This is a genomic window from Candidatus Thiothrix sulfatifontis (genome assembly GCA_022828425.1).
GTDB lineage: Bacteria > Pseudomonadota > Gammaproteobacteria > Thiotrichales > Thiotrichaceae > Thiothrix > Thiothrix sulfatifontis.
On sequence record CP094685.1, the window covers coordinates 2,914,334 to 2,929,945 of the forward strand.

17 protein-coding genes are annotated in these 15,612 nt (G+C 52.4%); 9 read left to right on the forward strand and 8 right to left on the reverse strand.

Features of this window, described 5'->3' with window-relative positions; all coding sequences use genetic code 11:
• Positions 1–13 precede the first annotated feature (13 nt).
• The gene (locus tag L3K52_14455) at positions 14–2,521 is read right to left on the reverse strand and encodes a DEAD/DEAH box helicase family protein (GenBank protein ID UOG91389.1); all 2,508 of its coding nucleotides are present in this window, start codon (positions 2,519–2,521) and stop codon (positions 14–16) included.
• The gene (locus L3K52_14460; GenBank protein UOG91390.1) at positions 2,518–4,638 is read right to left on the reverse strand and encodes a site-specific DNA-methyltransferase; all 2,121 of its coding nucleotides are present in this window, start codon (positions 4,636–4,638) and stop codon (positions 2,518–2,520) included. Before L3K52_14460 ends, L3K52_14455 begins: the two co-directional genes overlap by 4 nt.
• A gap of 140 nt (positions 4,639–4,778) precedes the next feature.
• Here L3K52_14460 and L3K52_14465 point away from each other — a divergent pair, with 140 nt between their 5' ends.
• Complete coding sequence (locus L3K52_14465; protein ID UOG91391.1) at positions 4,779–5,156, forward strand: transcriptional regulator; 378 nt, start codon at positions 4,779–4,781, stop codon at positions 5,154–5,156.
• 103 nt (positions 5,157–5,259) lie between these two features.
• Positions 5,260–5,523, forward strand: a complete 264-nt coding sequence (locus L3K52_14470) for a UPF0175 family protein (GenBank protein ID UOG91392.1) — start codon at positions 5,260–5,262, stop codon at positions 5,521–5,523.
• A 46-nt stretch (positions 5,524–5,569) separates the two neighbouring features.
• On the opposite strand, the gene L3K52_14475 is transcribed toward L3K52_14470, so the two are convergent.
• Positions 5,570–5,944, reverse strand: a complete 375-nt coding sequence (locus L3K52_14475; protein ID UOG91393.1) for a DUF6516 family protein — start codon at positions 5,942–5,944, stop codon at positions 5,570–5,572.
• On the reverse strand, positions 5,941–6,249 hold the full coding sequence (locus L3K52_14480; GenBank protein ID UOG91394.1) for a hypothetical protein: 309 nt from the start codon (positions 6,247–6,249) through the stop codon (positions 5,941–5,943). Before L3K52_14480 ends, L3K52_14475 begins: the two co-directional genes overlap by 4 nt.
• 403 nt (positions 6,250–6,652) lie before the next feature.
• Between L3K52_14480 and L3K52_14485 the strand changes: the two genes are divergently transcribed.
• From L3K52_14485 to L3K52_14510, 6 genes are all read left to right on the forward strand, one after another.
• Positions 6,653–6,931 carry a DUF6516 family protein gene (locus L3K52_14485; GenBank protein ID UOG91395.1) on the forward strand — a complete coding sequence of 93 codons (279 nt, stop codon included), beginning with the start codon at positions 6,653–6,655 and terminating at the stop codon, positions 6,929–6,931.
• Entirely contained in the window at positions 6,928–7,305 is a 378-nt protein-coding gene (locus L3K52_14490; GenBank protein ID UOG91396.1) for a hypothetical protein, read from the forward strand. The genes L3K52_14485 and L3K52_14490 overlap by 4 nt, the downstream gene beginning before the upstream one ends.
• 12 nt (positions 7,306–7,317) lie before the next feature.
• Positions 7,318–7,548 carry a toxin-antitoxin system HicB family antitoxin gene (locus tag L3K52_14495; protein UOG91397.1) on the forward strand — a complete coding sequence of 77 codons (231 nt, stop codon included), beginning with the start codon at positions 7,318–7,320 and terminating at the stop codon, positions 7,546–7,548.
• A 90-nt stretch (positions 7,549–7,638) separates the two neighbouring features.
• Positions 7,639–7,902: a UPF0175 family protein gene (locus tag L3K52_14500; protein ID UOG91398.1), complete on the forward strand. Its 264-nt coding sequence runs from the start codon at positions 7,639–7,641 to the stop codon at positions 7,900–7,902.
• Positions 7,899–8,228 (forward strand): DUF3368 domain-containing protein, encoded by a 330-nt coding sequence (locus L3K52_14505; GenBank protein ID UOG91399.1) that lies wholly within the window; start codon positions 7,899–7,901, stop codon positions 8,226–8,228. The genes L3K52_14500 and L3K52_14505 overlap by 4 nt, the downstream gene beginning before the upstream one ends.
• 44 nt (positions 8,229–8,272) lie before the next feature.
• Positions 8,273–8,647 (forward strand): DUF202 domain-containing protein, encoded by a 375-nt coding sequence (locus L3K52_14510; protein UOG91400.1) that lies wholly within the window; start codon positions 8,273–8,275, stop codon positions 8,645–8,647.
• Here L3K52_14510 and L3K52_14515 read toward each other — a convergent pair whose 3' ends face one another.
• Together L3K52_14515 and L3K52_14520 are read right to left on the reverse strand one after the other, a co-directional pair.
• Complete coding sequence (locus L3K52_14515; protein ID UOG91401.1) at positions 8,648–9,994, reverse strand: TrkH family potassium uptake protein; 1,347 nt, start codon at positions 9,992–9,994, stop codon at positions 8,648–8,650.
• Positions 9,995–10,012: 18 nt separating this feature from the next.
• Complete coding sequence (locus L3K52_14520) at positions 10,013–10,678, reverse strand: TrkA family potassium uptake protein (GenBank protein ID UOG91402.1); 666 nt, start codon at positions 10,676–10,678, stop codon at positions 10,013–10,015.
• Between the two features lie 191 nt (positions 10,679–10,869).
• Here L3K52_14520 and L3K52_14525 point away from each other — a divergent pair, with 191 nt between their 5' ends.
• The gene (locus tag L3K52_14525) at positions 10,870–11,229 is read left to right on the forward strand and encodes a hypothetical protein (GenBank protein UOG91403.1); all 360 of its coding nucleotides are present in this window, start codon (positions 10,870–10,872) and stop codon (positions 11,227–11,229) included.
• Positions 11,230–11,290: 61 nt separating this feature from the next.
• On the opposite strand, the gene L3K52_14530 is transcribed toward L3K52_14525, so the two are convergent.
• A complete protein-coding gene (locus L3K52_14530) occupies positions 11,291–11,980 on the reverse strand; it encodes a cell division protein ZipA C-terminal FtsZ-binding domain-containing protein (protein UOG91404.1) in 690 nt (229 codons plus the stop codon).
• A 33-nt stretch (positions 11,981–12,013) separates the two neighbouring features.
• Complete coding sequence (gene smc, locus L3K52_14535; protein UOG91405.1) at positions 12,014–15,523, reverse strand: chromosome segregation protein SMC; 3,510 nt, start codon at positions 15,521–15,523, stop codon at positions 12,014–12,016.
• Between the last annotated feature and the right edge of the window lie 89 nt (positions 15,524–15,612).

The following is a 15,612-nucleotide window of genomic DNA, read 5'->3' on the forward strand; positions in this document are numbered from 1 at the left end:
TTGCCATACCTGTTTAAGGTTTTGCTTCCGCAGCAAAAAGTTGGTCAAGTTGGGTATTGTCGTTCACACCCAATACTTTTTTACGCACCACATCATTCCCCATATCCAATCTGAAATAATGCTCTTTGCCATCCGCTGCTTTTTGCTTGCGTACCAATTGAATGCGGTCAAACAGCATCCAATGCTTTTCGGCAAACTTGGCTAAACCAATCACTTTGGCGGCATTGTCTTTCAGGCTGGGGTCGTGTGGTTCGATGATGTCGAACTGGTAGCCTTTGGCATCTTGCCGCACGATCAATAAGTCGGGGAACATGGGTTTGACGCTGCCGCCATCTTCGTAGGGAATTTCCAGCGACCACGGTTTGCGGTCAACGTTGCGAAACCAGCCGATGACCGCAGGGTTAGCCAATTCCAGTTGTAAAACTTCGCGTTCCCACGTGCCAAGGTCGGCTTGAAACTGACCATCTTCTTGTAGAAACAGGTGTTTGTCATACACGGCTGCCTCTTTGGAGCGGCGGAAGTCAATGCTCTCTGGCAATATCCACGCGATGGGTTGCGGATCAGCAGTAGCAAGGCGTAGCCGCTCATAGTGTTTACGGCGTTGTTCTTTCAGCTTACCGATGTCGCGGCGGTGGTCTGCATACAGGGTGTCGAACTGTTGTTCTGCGTACAGTTCCAATTGCTGCATGGCTTGATGGTTTTGGCTTAAAACGACTATTTCCACTTTCGCTTCATCAGCATCACGATCACCGTGGGTGCGCCAATAGTCCATGTGCAAACCGTTGCCCAACAAACGCCCTGCTTGCTGGAAGTGACGGTCAATGTCCGCTGATGCTGCGTCGATAATGTAAGTTTCGCCTTCTTCGGCAATGTATGTGCCATGACTGACAGCAACCGTTTTTAGGCTAATACCCGTGATTTGTTTGGCTTGTGTTGCCAATGTGCCGGATGCGCTTAGCTGCTGGACTTCTGCTGTCATTTTTTCGACAAGCTGTTGTTTAACACCATCTTGTGCGGTTTCCGCCATCTGGTCGTGCGTCAGCCCGCGCCCCAACCCCATCAAGCGGCGTAAGGAACTTTGTTTACGCACGGCATTCACGCGGTATGTGACCAGTTCGCTGATGGCTGCAAATACGTCATCCATGCCTTCACGACGGTAGAGTGTCACCGCATCGCGCCCGGTTGTAATCGTAACAGGCGGCACTTCTTCAACGTTTTTCAGCGATTCAATCACCGCGTTTACCGACGTTTCGTTGTAATGCGGTAGAAACAGGTGGACATCATTCAGCAGCGTATCCGCTTCTACCCGTCGGGCAAGCGGGGTGCGCACCATGCGCCCCAGCAATTGGGCAATGTAGGTGTGATCGTTTGCCCGCCGGAATGACATCATCACTTCGGCACGCGGGCAGTCCCAGCCGGTAGACAGGTTCATCTTGAACAACACAATCCCGATATTGGGGTCTTCTTCAATCCGGGAGGCTTCCACATGGCGCACCCGCCTACCATCCACGTCAAGGTCGCCGCTGTCGTTAAAGGTGTGCGTCACTTCCAGTTCATGCACACGCCGCCCCAGCGCACTTTCGATGGTTGCCAAACAGGTGGACAGGTTGGTTTTCGTCAGGGCTTTGTCTGAGCCATCTTCCACTTGGATAACGAGGATAGGCCATACCGTGGTTGGCTCTTGCTGTTTTTTGCAATACGCCTGCCAATGTTCACTGACTTTGCGCCAACGGTTGGCCGCTTCTGCCAGTAACGACATTTCAGCCTGGGTTTCGCCTTCGGGATGATGGATGATGATCTGGTCTTTCAATAAACCGGATTCGCGCACATCCCCCGGTTGGATGTAAACCTTATGCAGGGCGTAACTGTCATTGCTGTTCAACAATTCTTCAAAGCGTTTGGGGGTGGCGGAAACGCCAACAACCAGCGGCATCCGGCACAAGCCATCCTCCGGGCTACTCAGCAAGAAACGTTGCAGGATGGTTTGCGCAGTGCTGGCGGCTCTGCTACCGCTTTTCATGCCGCGATGGGCTTCATCAATCACCACATAAAAGCGGTCTGACTGATAGCGTGCGGTATTGGTGAGCGTTTCCCAAATCGGGTATTGCCGTCCGTCGCCCTTGCGGGTCAGCAGCTTTTCACTGCCCAGCTTTTGGGTGTTGATAAAGTAAATATGCCCGCCGCTGAGCCGTTCGGCATCGAAACTGGCATCAATATTGACCAGTTGCCGTACCCGGATGCGGTTGGATTTGCCTTCAATTTTCAGGCGGGTCTGTTCATTCAGTTCCGGCATGTCCGAAATCCACAGAATGACCGCATCGGCTTGTGGGGCTAACGCTTCCCTGCCAAACAAAATGTCTTCAAACAGGGCTGTCATCACAATGGTTTTGCCCGCGCCAGTCGGGGCAGAAAAGGAAATCGCCTTGGGTTTTTCTACGGAGGCAAACGGGCGAATTTCTGCGAGTGTGGAGCACAGCCGTTCAAGTGCTTCTTCCTGAAAGTCGAATAAGCGGATTTTCATGCTGCCCGTTCCCCTTTATTGATAACGAAGTTTTCCAGATAGTCCCGGTAAAGTTGCATGACGTTTGGTACGTTGAGTTGTGCTGCCATTTCCTGAAAGGCTTCTTCGGAATCCGTCACCAGAAACACATGGGTCAGGTCGGGGCGGGCTTCCACTTGTTCAAGGAAGGTTGCAAAGTGTGATTCTTCTACCAAAACAGCAAACGGGGTTTGCGGGGGAATCAATACCGCTGGAATGGGTTGATTAGCGGGTATTTCTGGGCGCGTACCAATTGCTCCGGCTTTGAGCCACAGAATCGGCAAAATCTCACGGAACTGACGACCGAGTGCTACTTGGTTCTTATCCAGAAAATCCAGCCGGAAATATTCCAGATTAGCGGAGAAACCGTCTTCCATCGGAAACTCGTCAGTAAACTTGTAATCTCCTTTGACGGGTTCACCCTTTGGCGTTTTGCCCGTGATGGCTGCGGCTAAGCGCGGCAGGGTAATGTGCTGGCAAATACCGAGCTTTTCCCAATCAGGATGACCGGGGTACAAGCCTTGTTCTTGGAGTGATTTTTGTTCTTCGGCGGATACCTCGTTATTGGTCACAAGGATTGCGCGGCGATGTCCACCATCCTGACGGTTAAGCCGCATCACCGCATGGGCAGTAGTGCCAGAACCGGCAAAGAAATCAAGAATAAGCGCATTGGGCTTGTTGGCAACAAAAAAGCGAATAGCATCTTCAACAGCGTAAAGCGACTTTGGAAACGGAAAACGGCGTGTTGGAATTAGCGCACGGATAACATTAGAACCGCCTGCGCCAGCATTGTGGGAACGCTGATTCCATACGGAAACCGGGTATTTGACCCGTTCGATAGTTTCCGATTGTTTCAAAATCAGCGCATCGTTTTCATCGCGTCCCGTAACCTCAATTTCCCCGCGTTTGATTCGTTCTTTTTCGGCATTTCGCAGATAGGAAATCGACCATCGCCCTTTCGTGCCGCTGTAAGCTCCGATACGTACAGTCCCCTCAGCCAATCCTTTTCTAGCGGTATCTGCACTGATTTGCCAGCACCCTTCGGAGTTGTCGCTTCTGATCGGCCAACAAGCCACCAGACCGGGTACGGGTGGCACAACGGAGTTAGGGCTGACACCTAGCGGGATATAGTTTCCTACCGAATGGATATTCTTTTGTTTTGGGTCGATCCAGAACGGATAAAACTGTTTCACACCATCCTGTCGGCGGGCATTTGTGCCGCTACGCAAAAGTCGTCGCCATAAATCAATCTTTTTTCCCTCGAATGATTCGGGAGGATTGAGCATATCTTGACCAGTTGGTACGACCGCTGCATCACCCATGAAAACAAAAAACAGGTATTCATCGGCGCGATAGAATTCCTTAGCCCTAGCCACGCCACTGTGGTTGATGACAGAACTGACCATCTGAATCCGTGCTTCTGGGAACTCCTGTTCCAGCAATAGCCCCAAACGCAGGTACTCTTTTTCGTCAATGGTGACAATCAGCACGGAGTTTTCGGGATTGAGCAGGCGTTTCGCCAGTTTCAAGCGTCGCTGCATCATTGCCAGCCATTTGCTGTGCCGCCACTGGTCATTGGTATCGACGTAGTTGTTGTTGTATTTCCAGTCTTTTGCGCCGGAATTGTAGGGCGGGTCGATGTAGATGCAGTCCACTTGCCCTGCATAGAGGTATTCGAGCAATTGCAGTGCGTGGTAGTTGTCCGCCTCAATCAGGCTGTGCCAAGGCGCATCTTCCGCACCATTCTGGACGCGCTCCACTGGCACAAGTGCTGGGAAAATCGGCTCGCCGAATTGCCGCACCACCACCAAATCCACCAACGGGATCGTGCGTTTTTCACCCGTGCTGCGGTTCACGCATTCGGCGGATTCGCCTTGCACTGACAATACCCGCCACAACGCCGACAACGCGCCATCCCGCAACGCCACATTGCACCCCTTGCGGACACGCGCCGAATACACAGGAGTCAGTTCCGGCAAATGGTCTTCAAACACCAGCCCAAATTTCTTTTCCTTGGTGATGCGCCCCATTTCCAGCCGTAATCGTTCCCGCAGGGCTTTGTCTTCAATTTGTGCGATCAGGTCGTCAATAGCTGCCACGTGTGTTCCTTACGTCTACACTCTGCTGATTTCACTGAACAAAATCAGTTTGCATCAGGGTTGAAAGGGATTTGCTGATTTAAGCGGGTGAGTATATCGTAAAAGCGACAAAACCCATTAGACCTTGAGGGGGTAAACACATGAACCAAAACATTCTGACCGTCAAAGTAGGCACAAGCGTACAGTCCTCACTCGCACTCGCCCAACAAATGCTAGAACGCCTCGAAGTCGGCGAAGAACCCGCCCCTTATTTCGGTGTAGGCTTCAAAAACGTCAGCCAAATGCTCAGTGTCTTCACTCCCAAACGCTGGGACTTGCTGGCAGCATTACGCGAACACGGCGCGATGAGCATTGCCGAACTTGCCCGTACCCTGCAACGCGATTACAAAAACGTCCACAACGACGTGGAACGTCTGATGGAATGGCTTGCCATCGAACGCGATGCTAACGGCAAAATCTTCACGCCCTACTCAGAAATCGTGGTGGATGTGCATTTGCCCCAGCAAAAAGCAGCGTGAGGAGGCAAACTAATGGCAACAAACACCAAAACCGTGATATGGCTTTCCCACAGGGATAACCATACAATCAAGCACATATCCATCACCCCGCCGAGGGCACAACATGCAAATAACGCTTGAAATACCCGATCATGTCCTGCTTCCACAACAGGATAAAACCAGCCTCGCACAGCTACTCAAGCTGCATACCGCTTTGTTGCTGTTCCAGTCCGGTCAATTATCGCGTGGCGCAGCCTGCGAATTTGCAGGCGTGGACATTTACACGTTCCTTGCCGCCTGCAAGCAGCACCGCATCGAAACCATCAGCACCGATATGGATGAAATCGAAGCCGAAGTTATCCGTTTCAAACAGCTTCGCGCCGCATGAACCCACTACTCATTGAACCAATATTGCCAGGCATGAACTTTAGCTTTTAAGAAAAAGATCGCTGGTACTCAGCAATTTCCAGCAATACATCCGCCAACGAAAGTTCAAGGCTATCGCGGATAACATCACCGTCATGCTTATGGTGTGGAAACGTCACTACATGCCGATGATGTGGCGCATTATCGTAACGAAAAATCATGGTCTGGGCAGCATCCATGTACTGATAGCGGTATTTCACCTTACCTGCATGATCGGTATTTTTTACTTCCGCAAAATCGAGCCTATCGCCACCCTCAAACAGGATAGAACCGGCAAGGTAGCCTTGCTTGTTGTTGTAGAGGGTTTTGCGGATTGAAAGACTTTGCGTATTAGGGACGGACTGCAACACCTGCTCAATGTGTGCGAAATACGCTTCGATCATTGCAATGCCTGCAACTGTTGTTGATTGTTTTGCCACATTTCATACAGCCCCGACCACAGCATATAGTCTTCACTATCATCCACTTCACCCTGTTCAAACTGACCGTAGAACACCTCAGATGGCATCTGGTATTGCTCTTCAAATTTCCTCAAATCCAGCCGCAAATTCAAAATACCCCGTTTCAACTCATGCACTTGAAAAGCGATGATGTTCTGGGCAAAAGTCTCCTGATCCGCGACTTGGGACATTAACAGACGTAAACGTTGCGCTGTGGCAGGTTGTACGTTTAGCTCTAAATTTAACATGGTCATCGCCTCCGTTAGCAGATTTGCTGGGATAAGCATAATCCATAAAGACCGCACGAACCAGCCGACAGATAACACCATCGTGACGCCAATTCCCCTCCACCTTGTTACCTCTGGCACACTCTGCCGCCACCCTGTCGTTTTCTGACAGCATTGCCAAGCCAATGTCTGTAACCTTTTCCCATCAAAAAGAATTTATCAGCAAGCCCCAAGAGGCAGAGAGCAGGCTTAAATATCAATAACAATAAATTGCCTGACCATGCTTCGACTCTAAACGCAGCACTCAAAAGTGGGGGGTATTTATTTTTCCCGTATTATGTGAATCACAGGCTCTGTTCTGGTCAAATAAAATCAGAAAAATATGGTTCTTTACACCATAAAAGTGCCATGCCACAATGCTTCAATGAAAGCCACCAAACTGCTCCATACCAAAGAAGAATACGCCCAAGGTTTCGTGGAAATCCTGATCTGGCGCGTTCCCAAGCCTGTTCCACCGTCAGAACATCCGTACAAATATCGGTTGGTCTACATCGTTGAGGGCAAGCGGGTAGTGGGGTATGACAATGAGCGTGGCAAAGGCGATCACAAGCACATTCAAGAGGCTGAATTGCCCTATTTTTTCCAAAGTCCGGCAAAGTTAGTCGCAGACTTTATGCACGACATCGCAGGGGTAAACACATGAACCAAAACATCCTGACCATCAAAGTAGGCACAAGCATCCAGTCCTCACTGGCACTAGCCCAACAAATGCTAGAACGCCTCGAAGTCGGTGAAGAACCCGCCCCTTACTTCGGCGTAGGCTTCAAAAACGTCAGCCAAATGCTCAGTGTTTTTACCCCCAAACGCTGGGACTTGCTGGCAGCGTTACGCGAACACGGCGCAATGAGCATTGCCGAACTTGCCCGCACCCTGCAACGCGACTACAAAAACGTCCACAACGACGTGGAACGCCTGATGGAATGGCTTGCCATCGAACGCGATGCCAGCGGCAAAATTTTCACACCCTACTCAGAAATCGTGGTGGATGTGCATTTGCCCCAGCAAAAAGCAGCGTGAGGAGGCAAACTAATGGCAATCATGACAATCCGTCTACCTGACGAACAACACAACCGTTTGAAAACTTTAGCAACCCGTCGCGGCGTGAGCCTGAACAAGTTGATGGAAGAATTCGCCATCCGCATTCTCACCGAAACAGATGCCGAAACCCGTTTCCGTCTACGGGCGGCGCGTGGCAATGTCGCCGCAGGCTTGGCTGTACTCGACAAGCTGGATAAACATTACGCTCAAGCGGGCAAATAAAGCTAACAGCACCGAAAACCGTGATATGGCTTTCCCACCGAGATAACCCTACAATCAAGCACATATCCATCACCCCGCCGAGGGCACAACATGCAAATAACGCTTGAAATACCCGATCACGTCCTGCTCCCACAACAGGATAAAACCAGCCTAGCGCAGCTACTCAAGCTGCATACGGCCTTGTTGCTGTTCCAGTCCGGTCAGTGGTCGCGTGGCGCAGCCTGCGAGTTTGCAGGTGTGGATATTTACACCTTCCTTGCCGCCTGCAAGCAGCACCACATTGAAACCATCAGCACCGATATGGATGAAATCGAAGCCGAAGTCATCCGCTTCAAACAGCTTCGCGCCGCATGATTGTCATTGCAGACAGTTCGGCACTTGTCGCCGTCTCAACTTATCGGGGTCTTGACCTGCTGGAAACATTGTTCGGCACAGTACTAGTCCCAACCGCCGTGTACAAAGCGACAGCAGCAAACCTGATGCTGGTCGATGATCTGCGAGCGAAAAAATCTGCGTACACCAACGGACTAGAAACTATGGGTAGCTTAGGTTTGCTACTGTTGGCAAAAGAAGAAGGCTTAATTGCCGACATCACATCCCGTGTCCGGCTGCTACAAAACTCGAATGCCTACCTGAACCCAATGCTCATTGAACAAGTATTGCAACGGGCTGGAGAATAACCGCACACCATTTCGCTGAAGGCTAACGGAGGCGAGGTATCACCATGATCAAACGCTACACCGACCATTCCGCCAACGAACGCACCTATCTGGCATGGATACGCACCGCCATTGCCATCATGACTTTCGGCTTCCTCATCGAAAAATTTGACCTATTCATCGAAACGCTGCGCTTGTCCGCTGGCATCACCCATATCCCCCAGACCAGTGAAATAACCGAAATGGTAGGCATCGGTCTGTTCGCTCTGGGTATACTGCTGATTATGCTGGCGACATGGCGTTTCTTTGTCTGTAAAAAGCACATCGCGTCGGAAACGGATTTCCCGTATGACCTGACTTACACGACCCTAATTTTATCAGTGCTAATGGTCATGGTAGGCGGAATATTGTTAGCCTACCTGATACGCTACGTGTACTGACTACCCCAGATACACCTGCCCCGCCGGATACCGCACCCGTGGCGCAGTTTGCGTAGCCAAGAAAAACCCCAACGTCAACGGCCCCACCCGCCCGACAAACATCAACACCATCAACACCCCACGCCCCAATTCATCAAATTGCCCAGTCAAACCCCGACTGACCCCGACGGTACACAGTGCCGAAGTCGCTTCAAACAGAATATCCAAAAACTTACCATCGTTGGAAATCGTCAGGAAAAACACCCCCGCCATCAGCGTGAGGATAGTCAGCACCGCAATCGCCGTCACTTTCAGCACCTGATCCATCCCAATGCTACGCCCGAACACGTTTAACTGCTTTTGCCGCCGGAAAAACGCGATGGTCGCCAGCAACAGTACAATAAACGTCGTCACCTTAATCCCGCCCGCCGTCGAAGTGCTGCCCCCACCCACCAACATCCACGAAATAAAGCTCAACACCGTGGTATCGTGCATTCCCGCCAAATCAATGCTGTTAAACCCGGCAGTCCGCGCAATCACCGCCTGAAACCAGCTTGCCTGCCAGCGATCAAACGCGCTCGGCAATGCCCCCAGCGTTTTGGCGTTATCCCATTCCAGCGCGGCAAACACCAGCGTAGACCACACCAACAACACGGCAGTCCCCACCAGCATCAGCTTGGTATGCAACGAAAACAGCCGCCATTGGCGCAACTGCAACACATCCGCAATCACGCTATACCCCAACCCGCCAATAATCACCAGCATTGGCAAGGTGACATTCACCAGCGGATTGCTTGCCCAACGCATGGCACTATCCGGGAACAGCCCGAACCCCGCGTTGTTAAACGCCGAAATACTGTGAAACAACGCCTGCCACAAGCCCTGCGACCAACCGAATTCCGGCACGGTCACAAACGCCAGCAACGCCATGCCCCCCAGTTCACAGACAATCACCACCCGCAAGATCACTTCCAGCAAACGCACCAGTTCACTCACCGACGTTTGGTTCAAATCCTCGCGCAGGAATACGTGATGCGACATCCCAATCCGCAAGCCCATTGCCGACAAAATCAGCACCGCAAACACCATGATGCCCAAGCCACCCAGTTGGATCATCAGCAGGATGAACGCCTGTCCCGTTGTGGTGAAATAACTACCCGTATCCACCACCGCCAGCCCGGTAACAGTCACGGCGGAAACGGCGGTAAACAGTGCATCCCCCCACGCAATCCCGTGATGGGTAGCCACCGGCAATTTCAGCAATAACATCCCGATAATAATCAGCGCGACATAAGACAAAGCCAGCAACGCAGGCGGCGGCAAATGCACCTTGCGCTGAAACGCGAGGGAACGCAGCAATGCAAACATGGGTAACTCCGTTAGTGCTTACACACTGTCACTGAAGGTGCGCAGAGCGGTACGTTTACCCAGCAACAGCAGCTTGTCGTCGGGGTGCAATTGCGCCGCGCCATTGTCGCAAGACACGAATTCGCTGCCACGCATTAGCCCCAAACAGCGCAAGTTGTACTCACTATCCAGCTTGAGAGAGGTGACTGATTTACCATCCAGATGATCCGGCACAATCATATTCACGACGTGGAAACCGTTGCCGAGGCTGACGTAATCACGCACCAGCGGGTTGTGTAGCATTTGCGCGATGTGTTGCCCCATTTCCTCTTCGGGGTGGATGATGCGGTCAGCCCCCAGTTTGGACAGGATACGGTGGTGCGTGCGGCTGCTGGCTTTTACCCAGATGGTTTTTGCGCCCAACATCCGCGCATTCATGGTGCAAAGAATGCTGGCTTCCAAGTCTTCGCCCATCGCAATCACTACCACATCGTAGTGGCCTACGCCGGTTTCGCGCAACGCCAGTTCATCGCGCCCATCCGCAATCATCGCTTCGGATAAGGTGTGCGCCATGCGGCTGACGCGCTTTTCGTCAAGGTCAATGCCGAGGACGTGATTGCCAAAACGAACCAGTTCCGCCGCAACTGTTCCGCCAAACGTGCCAAGACCAATAATCGCAAAACTTTTGTGCTGATGAGCCATCATTTTCTCCGAAAAATACCACCAATGGGTGCCAATTATGACGGTGTAAGCAGTATTAACCCAGCCTGTGTTTGTTACAAAACGGTTAAAACGAACAAAATATAACCATTTTTGTCATGATTTTCAGGGAAAAACAATGTTAAACTTTTATGACAAGGAATCCCTCCACGTAACAAACCATAAGGAAAGCCAAAATGGAACCAGATATTGCCAATGAGCAGATCATTCTCGATGCACCAGCCGTCGAAGCCGAAACCAATGCGCCAGAGCCCAGTGCGGCTGACGGCAGTGAAATCATCACGGATGCAATACCAGAAACACTCCCTGAACCGGAACTCTCGGCAAAAGTCCAAAAGAAACTGGCAAAACAAGCCAAAAAGCTGAAAAAGGCTCAAAAAGCCGACAAAAAAGCAGCCCGCAAAGCAGAAAAGAAAGCCGAGAAAAAAGCGGCTAAACAACTAAAAGCAGAGCAAAAAGCCATCGAGAAAGCAGAAAAAAAAGCGGCTAAACAAGCCAAGAAAGCCGAGAAAAAAGCAGGCAAACCAAAAGGCTAAATTTCACGACTGCCACCGTAGAGACGCAAAATCTTGCGTCTCTACCTTAATGCCTACGCTCTCAAGCCGCTAACGCCAATAAATCAGAACGCACATCCGGCGTAATCGGTTGTTGGTTATGGTCTTTCAACACCCCATTCAGCGATTCCGCCAACCGTTCCGCAGTACGCAAAAAATCATTGATCGCGTCGTTATCATCAATCGGGCTGGGTAAATTCAGAATCATAGAAAGCCCCGGTGTGGCGTGCATCACTAACTCATCCGGTACTAATGTCCAGGGTTTGACCCCGTTAGCCACGCTAAACAAGCTGGCTTCACCCTGTTCGGTCAGCACATAGCGGTGGAAAATATCCATCTCACCAAAGCCCAAACCCGCATTATCCAACGCCCGCAACACTTCTTCGCCGCCAAACCCGGCCTCAATATCGGCAGCAATGAACAAAATCAGTTGCGGCGGCAACATCGCCGCACTCGCAGGGCTTGGCGCGGCGGCAGAGTCTTTGGCTTTGCCGGACACATTCGACATCATTACATCCGACATATCACGGGCATTCGCGGCGGGGCGCTTACCGTCACGGGCGGGAACATCATCGGCAACGCTGGAAAGCTCATTGCCATCGGCATCGCGCAGCATGGGAACGGTTTCATCCCGCTTCGTGGGGGAATTGCGTCGGGAAATACGGCTAATGACGTAAATACCCACCAAGGCCGCCAGACCCAACACCATGATAATCAGACTTACCAGTTCCATTTAAAATCCTTTAATCCTTGTTTATTTCTAGCGTTAGCTATTTGCCAGTTTGACAGCTTCCGCCATGTCTACGGTGACTAGCCGTGACACCCCTGCTTCACGCATGGTAACACCGATAAGATTTTCGGCAAGTTCCATCGTGGTTTTATTGTGAGTGATGAATATGAATTGTACCTGTTCTGACATATGCCTGACCAGTTCACAGAAACGCCCGACATTCGCCTCATCAAGGGGTGCATCCACCTCATCCAACAGGCAAAACGGTGCAGGATTCAGCTCAAAAATCGCAAATACCAAGGCTACCGCCGTCAACGCTTTTTCGCCACCCGACATCAGGTAAATGGTCGACATTCGCTTACCCGGCGGACGTGCCATAATCGCCACCCCGGTTGTCAGCAAGTCATCGCCGGTCATGTCCAGATAACATTCCCCGCCACCGAACAAGCGCGAAAACATTTCACCCAAACGGCTGTTTACTTTATCGAAAGTTTCTTTGAAACGCGCACGGGTTTCGCGGTCAATTTTTCGGATGGCGGTTTCTAAGGTTTCTAATGCGGTGACTAAATCGGCATTTTGTTGATCCAGATAGTGTTTGCGCTCTTGTTGTTCGCGGAATTCGTCGATGGCAGCAAGGTTGATTGCCCCTAAGCGCTGAATACTGCGCTGCACACTGTCCAAGGCTTGCAAAAACATCGCAGCGGTGGCATCTGCCGGAAATTCAGCCTGCAAATTCGCCGCGTCAAACTCGGTTTTAGCAAATTGTTCGGCGAGGGTTTGTTCACGCACTTGCACGCTTTGCCATTCCAGCTTGCGGTTTTCCAAGGCAGTGCGCGAGGTTTCGGCAAGGCGTTCGGTTTGCATACGGGCGCTGTCTTGCTGGCGAATCTCGGCTTCGAGCGCTTGCAACTGCTGGCGAGCGTGGATGAGACGTTGCTCGACGTCGGCGCGTTGGGTGAGCGCTTGTTCACGTTCTTCTTCCAGTTCTGCGAGCGGATCGTCTTGTAATTGCAATTGTTCCAGCAAGGTTTCGCGCTGTTGTTCCAGCAATTCTAGGCGGCTATGAATGCGTTCGAGTTGTTGCTGGCTGTTGTCGCGCTGGGTGCGCTGGGTTTCGATTTGTAAGCGGGCGTCTTGGATGGTGGCTTGCAGGTCGCGTTGAGTACGACGTGCGTCACTGACGGCGTGTTGCCAGTCTTCGCGGGTTGCCGCCAGTTGATCGCGTTCGGTTTGCAGGGTGGCAAGCAAGGCCAAAGCCGTATCACGTTGGATGGTCGCTTGTTGGTGTTCGGCGCTTTGTTGCTGTTGCTGGGCGGCAAGTTCGGCGCATTCGCTGTCAATTTGCTGGCGGCGCTTGCTGAGCTGGTCGATGCGCTGTTGCAAGGTGTGCAAGCGGTTACGCAGTTCGGATTCGCTGCGGTGCCAGCGGTTGACATCGGCTTGTGCTTGCTGGCGCTGTTGTTCGAGCGTGCTAATGCCGGTGCGCAAGGTGTCGGCGCGGGTTTGCCCGGCGTTGAGTTCGATTTCCAGCCGTTCGAGTTGTTCACGTAAGCTGTCAATCTCTTGCTGGCGTTGCAAGATACCGCCGTTGGCTTCGTCTTGGCGGCGACTCCGCAACCAGTTTGTGCCTAGCCACAAGCCGTCGCGGGTGATAATGCTATCACCGGGGGCAAGGGTGTGCCGCTGGGATAGGGCTTCATGCAAGGTTTCGGCGCAATGAATGCCGGTCACGAGGCTGCGGGCGGCTGCGGGCGCGTGGAGTTTGTGAGCAAGAGCCCCCTCACCCCAGTCCTCACCCTCAAGGGGCGAGGGGGCAAGAGGTCTCTCGATGTTTAGTAACGTTATTCCGGCTTTTGGGAACACCGCTGCTCCGCTCGTCTCGTGAATGCATATAGCATCCAAATCCTCCCTCAACACGGCCTCAAACGCGGTTTCCCAACCGGCTTCAACTTTGAGGATTTCGGCAATCCGGGGAGCGGCATCCAAAGCGTGCTCTTTGAGCCACTGTTGGCGTGCCTTGTTGGTTTTGTCTAAGCCGGATTGTTGCAACGTTTCCAGTGAGGCTAAGCGCCCTTGCACGGCTTGGCGGCGGGAACGTTGCGCGTCGAGCTGGCTGTTCAGGTCGCGTTGCGCTTGCTGTTGCTGACTGAGCGTGGCGCCAAGGTTGGCAAGCTGGTCTTCGGCAAGCGCGAGTTCTTCGGCGGCGGCTTCGCGTTGCGCTTCCAGCAATTGCACGTCATCGACAAAATTGTCAGGGGCAAGGTTGCTGGCTTCTTGTTGCAAGCGCTCTAGGCGTTGGCTGGTTTGATTCAGTTGGCGCTCGAGCTGTTCGATGCGAGCTTTTTCGACTTGCGCTTGGCGGGTGGGGTCGGCGATGTGTTGTTGCAGCGTGTGCCAGTGTTCTTGCCAGTCATTGAGTTGGTCTTCGGCTTCGGCAAGGCGTTCTTCGGCGAAGGCCAGTTGCGCACTGAGATCGGCTGCACGCGGAACGAGATCGGCAAGTGCCGCTTCGCTCACGCTGAGTTTGGTGCGGTCTTCGGCAGCGTGGCGTAAGGTTTCGGCAATGCTTTGTTCGGCAGTGCGCAAAGCATCCTGTTGGCGGCGCTCAATGTCACGCTGGTGCTGGATGCTTTGTTCAATGCGGGCGATTTCTGCTCCCGCTTGGTAATACTCGCCCTGTACCGCGTTCAGGGTTTCGTTGGCGTCGGTGTAACGTTCGCGCAAGTCGATGAGCAGGGTTTCCAGATGCTGCATCTGGGTGAGGTGCGCTTGGTAGGTGTTGGAAAGCTGACTCAGTTCGCGCAGGCGTTGCGCACCGTCCGCTTGCAGGTGTTGCCATTGCAATAATAAGGCGCTGGCTTCGAGTTGGCGCTCTTGATCACGTAAGTCGCGGAAACGTTGCGCGGCTTTGGCTTGTTTGTCGAGGCGTTCCAATTGTTTTTCGAGTTCGTCGCGCAAATCGCTCAGGCGTTCGAGATTTTCGCGGGTGTGCGCCATGCGGGTTTCGGTTTCGCGGCGGCGTTCTTTGTAACGCGAAATGCCAGCGGCTTCTTCGAGGGTATGGCGCAATTCTTCGGGTTTGGCTTCGATCAGGCGCGAAATCATGCCCTGTTCGATAATCGCGTAACTGCGTGGCCCCAAGCCCGTGCCGAGGAAAATATCGGTAATATCGCGGCGGCGGCATTTCGCGCCATTCAGGAAATATTTGGAATCCCCGTCGCGGCTGACTTGGCGTCTGATTGAAATTTCCGCGTAATTGGCGTATTCACCGCCCAGCTTGCCGTCGCTGTTGTCGAACACCAGCTCGACCGAGGCTAAACCAATCGGTTTGCGTGAAGACGAGCCGTTGAAAATGACGTCTTCCATCGACGCACCACGCAAGTGCTTGGCAGACGATTCGCCCATGACCCAGCGCACCGCATCAATGGTGTTGGACTTGCCACACCCATTCGGGCCGAGAATGCCGGTGAGGTTGCTGCGTAAATCCAGCGTCACGGGGTCGACGAAACTTTTGAATCCGGCGATGCGGATTTTGCTAAGGCGCACTTCTTTTCCTAATTTAGGGGCGTAGTAATGGACAAACGCGCAAGCATGATATAAAACCAGCGCGTTTTCAACATCCACCCGACTGTTCA

Excerpts from the sequence above, each read along its gene's own strand:
- L3K52_14455 (UOG91389.1), bottom strand. The coding sequence starts at position 2,521 with ATGAAAATCCGCTTATTCGACTTTCAGGAAGAAGCACTTGAACGGCTG.
- L3K52_14465 (UOG91391.1), top strand. The coding sequence starts at position 4,779 with ATGAACCAAAACATTCTGACCGTCAAAGTAGGCACAAGCGTACAGTCC.
- L3K52_14470 (UOG91392.1), top strand. The coding sequence starts at position 5,260 with ATGCAAATAACGCTTGAAATACCCGATCATGTCCTGCTTCCACAACAG.
- L3K52_14475 (UOG91393.1), bottom strand. The coding sequence starts at position 5,944 with ATGATCGAAGCGTATTTCGCACACATTGAGCAGGTGTTGCAGTCCGTC.
- L3K52_14480 (UOG91394.1), bottom strand. The coding sequence starts at position 6,249 with ATGTTAAATTTAGAGCTAAACGTACAACCTGCCACAGCGCAACGTTTA.
- L3K52_14485 (UOG91395.1), top strand. The coding sequence starts at position 6,653 with ATGAAAGCCACCAAACTGCTCCATACCAAAGAAGAATACGCCCAAGGT.
- L3K52_14490 (UOG91396.1), top strand. The coding sequence starts at position 6,928 with ATGAACCAAAACATCCTGACCATCAAAGTAGGCACAAGCATCCAGTCC.
- L3K52_14495 (UOG91397.1), top strand. The coding sequence starts at position 7,318 with ATGGCAATCATGACAATCCGTCTACCTGACGAACAACACAACCGTTTG.
- L3K52_14500 (UOG91398.1), top strand. The coding sequence starts at position 7,639 with ATGCAAATAACGCTTGAAATACCCGATCACGTCCTGCTCCCACAACAG.
- L3K52_14505 (UOG91399.1), top strand. The coding sequence starts at position 7,899 with ATGATTGTCATTGCAGACAGTTCGGCACTTGTCGCCGTCTCAACTTAT.
- L3K52_14510 (UOG91400.1), top strand. The coding sequence starts at position 8,273 with ATGATCAAACGCTACACCGACCATTCCGCCAACGAACGCACCTATCTG.
- L3K52_14515 (UOG91401.1), bottom strand. The coding sequence starts at position 9,994 with ATGTTTGCATTGCTGCGTTCCCTCGCGTTTCAGCGCAAGGTGCATTTG.
- L3K52_14520 (UOG91402.1), bottom strand. The coding sequence starts at position 10,678 with ATGATGGCTCATCAGCACAAAAGTTTTGCGATTATTGGTCTTGGCACG.
- L3K52_14525 (UOG91403.1), top strand. The coding sequence starts at position 10,870 with ATGGAACCAGATATTGCCAATGAGCAGATCATTCTCGATGCACCAGCC.
- L3K52_14530 (UOG91404.1), bottom strand. The coding sequence starts at position 11,980 with ATGGAACTGGTAAGTCTGATTATCATGGTGTTGGGTCTGGCGGCCTTG.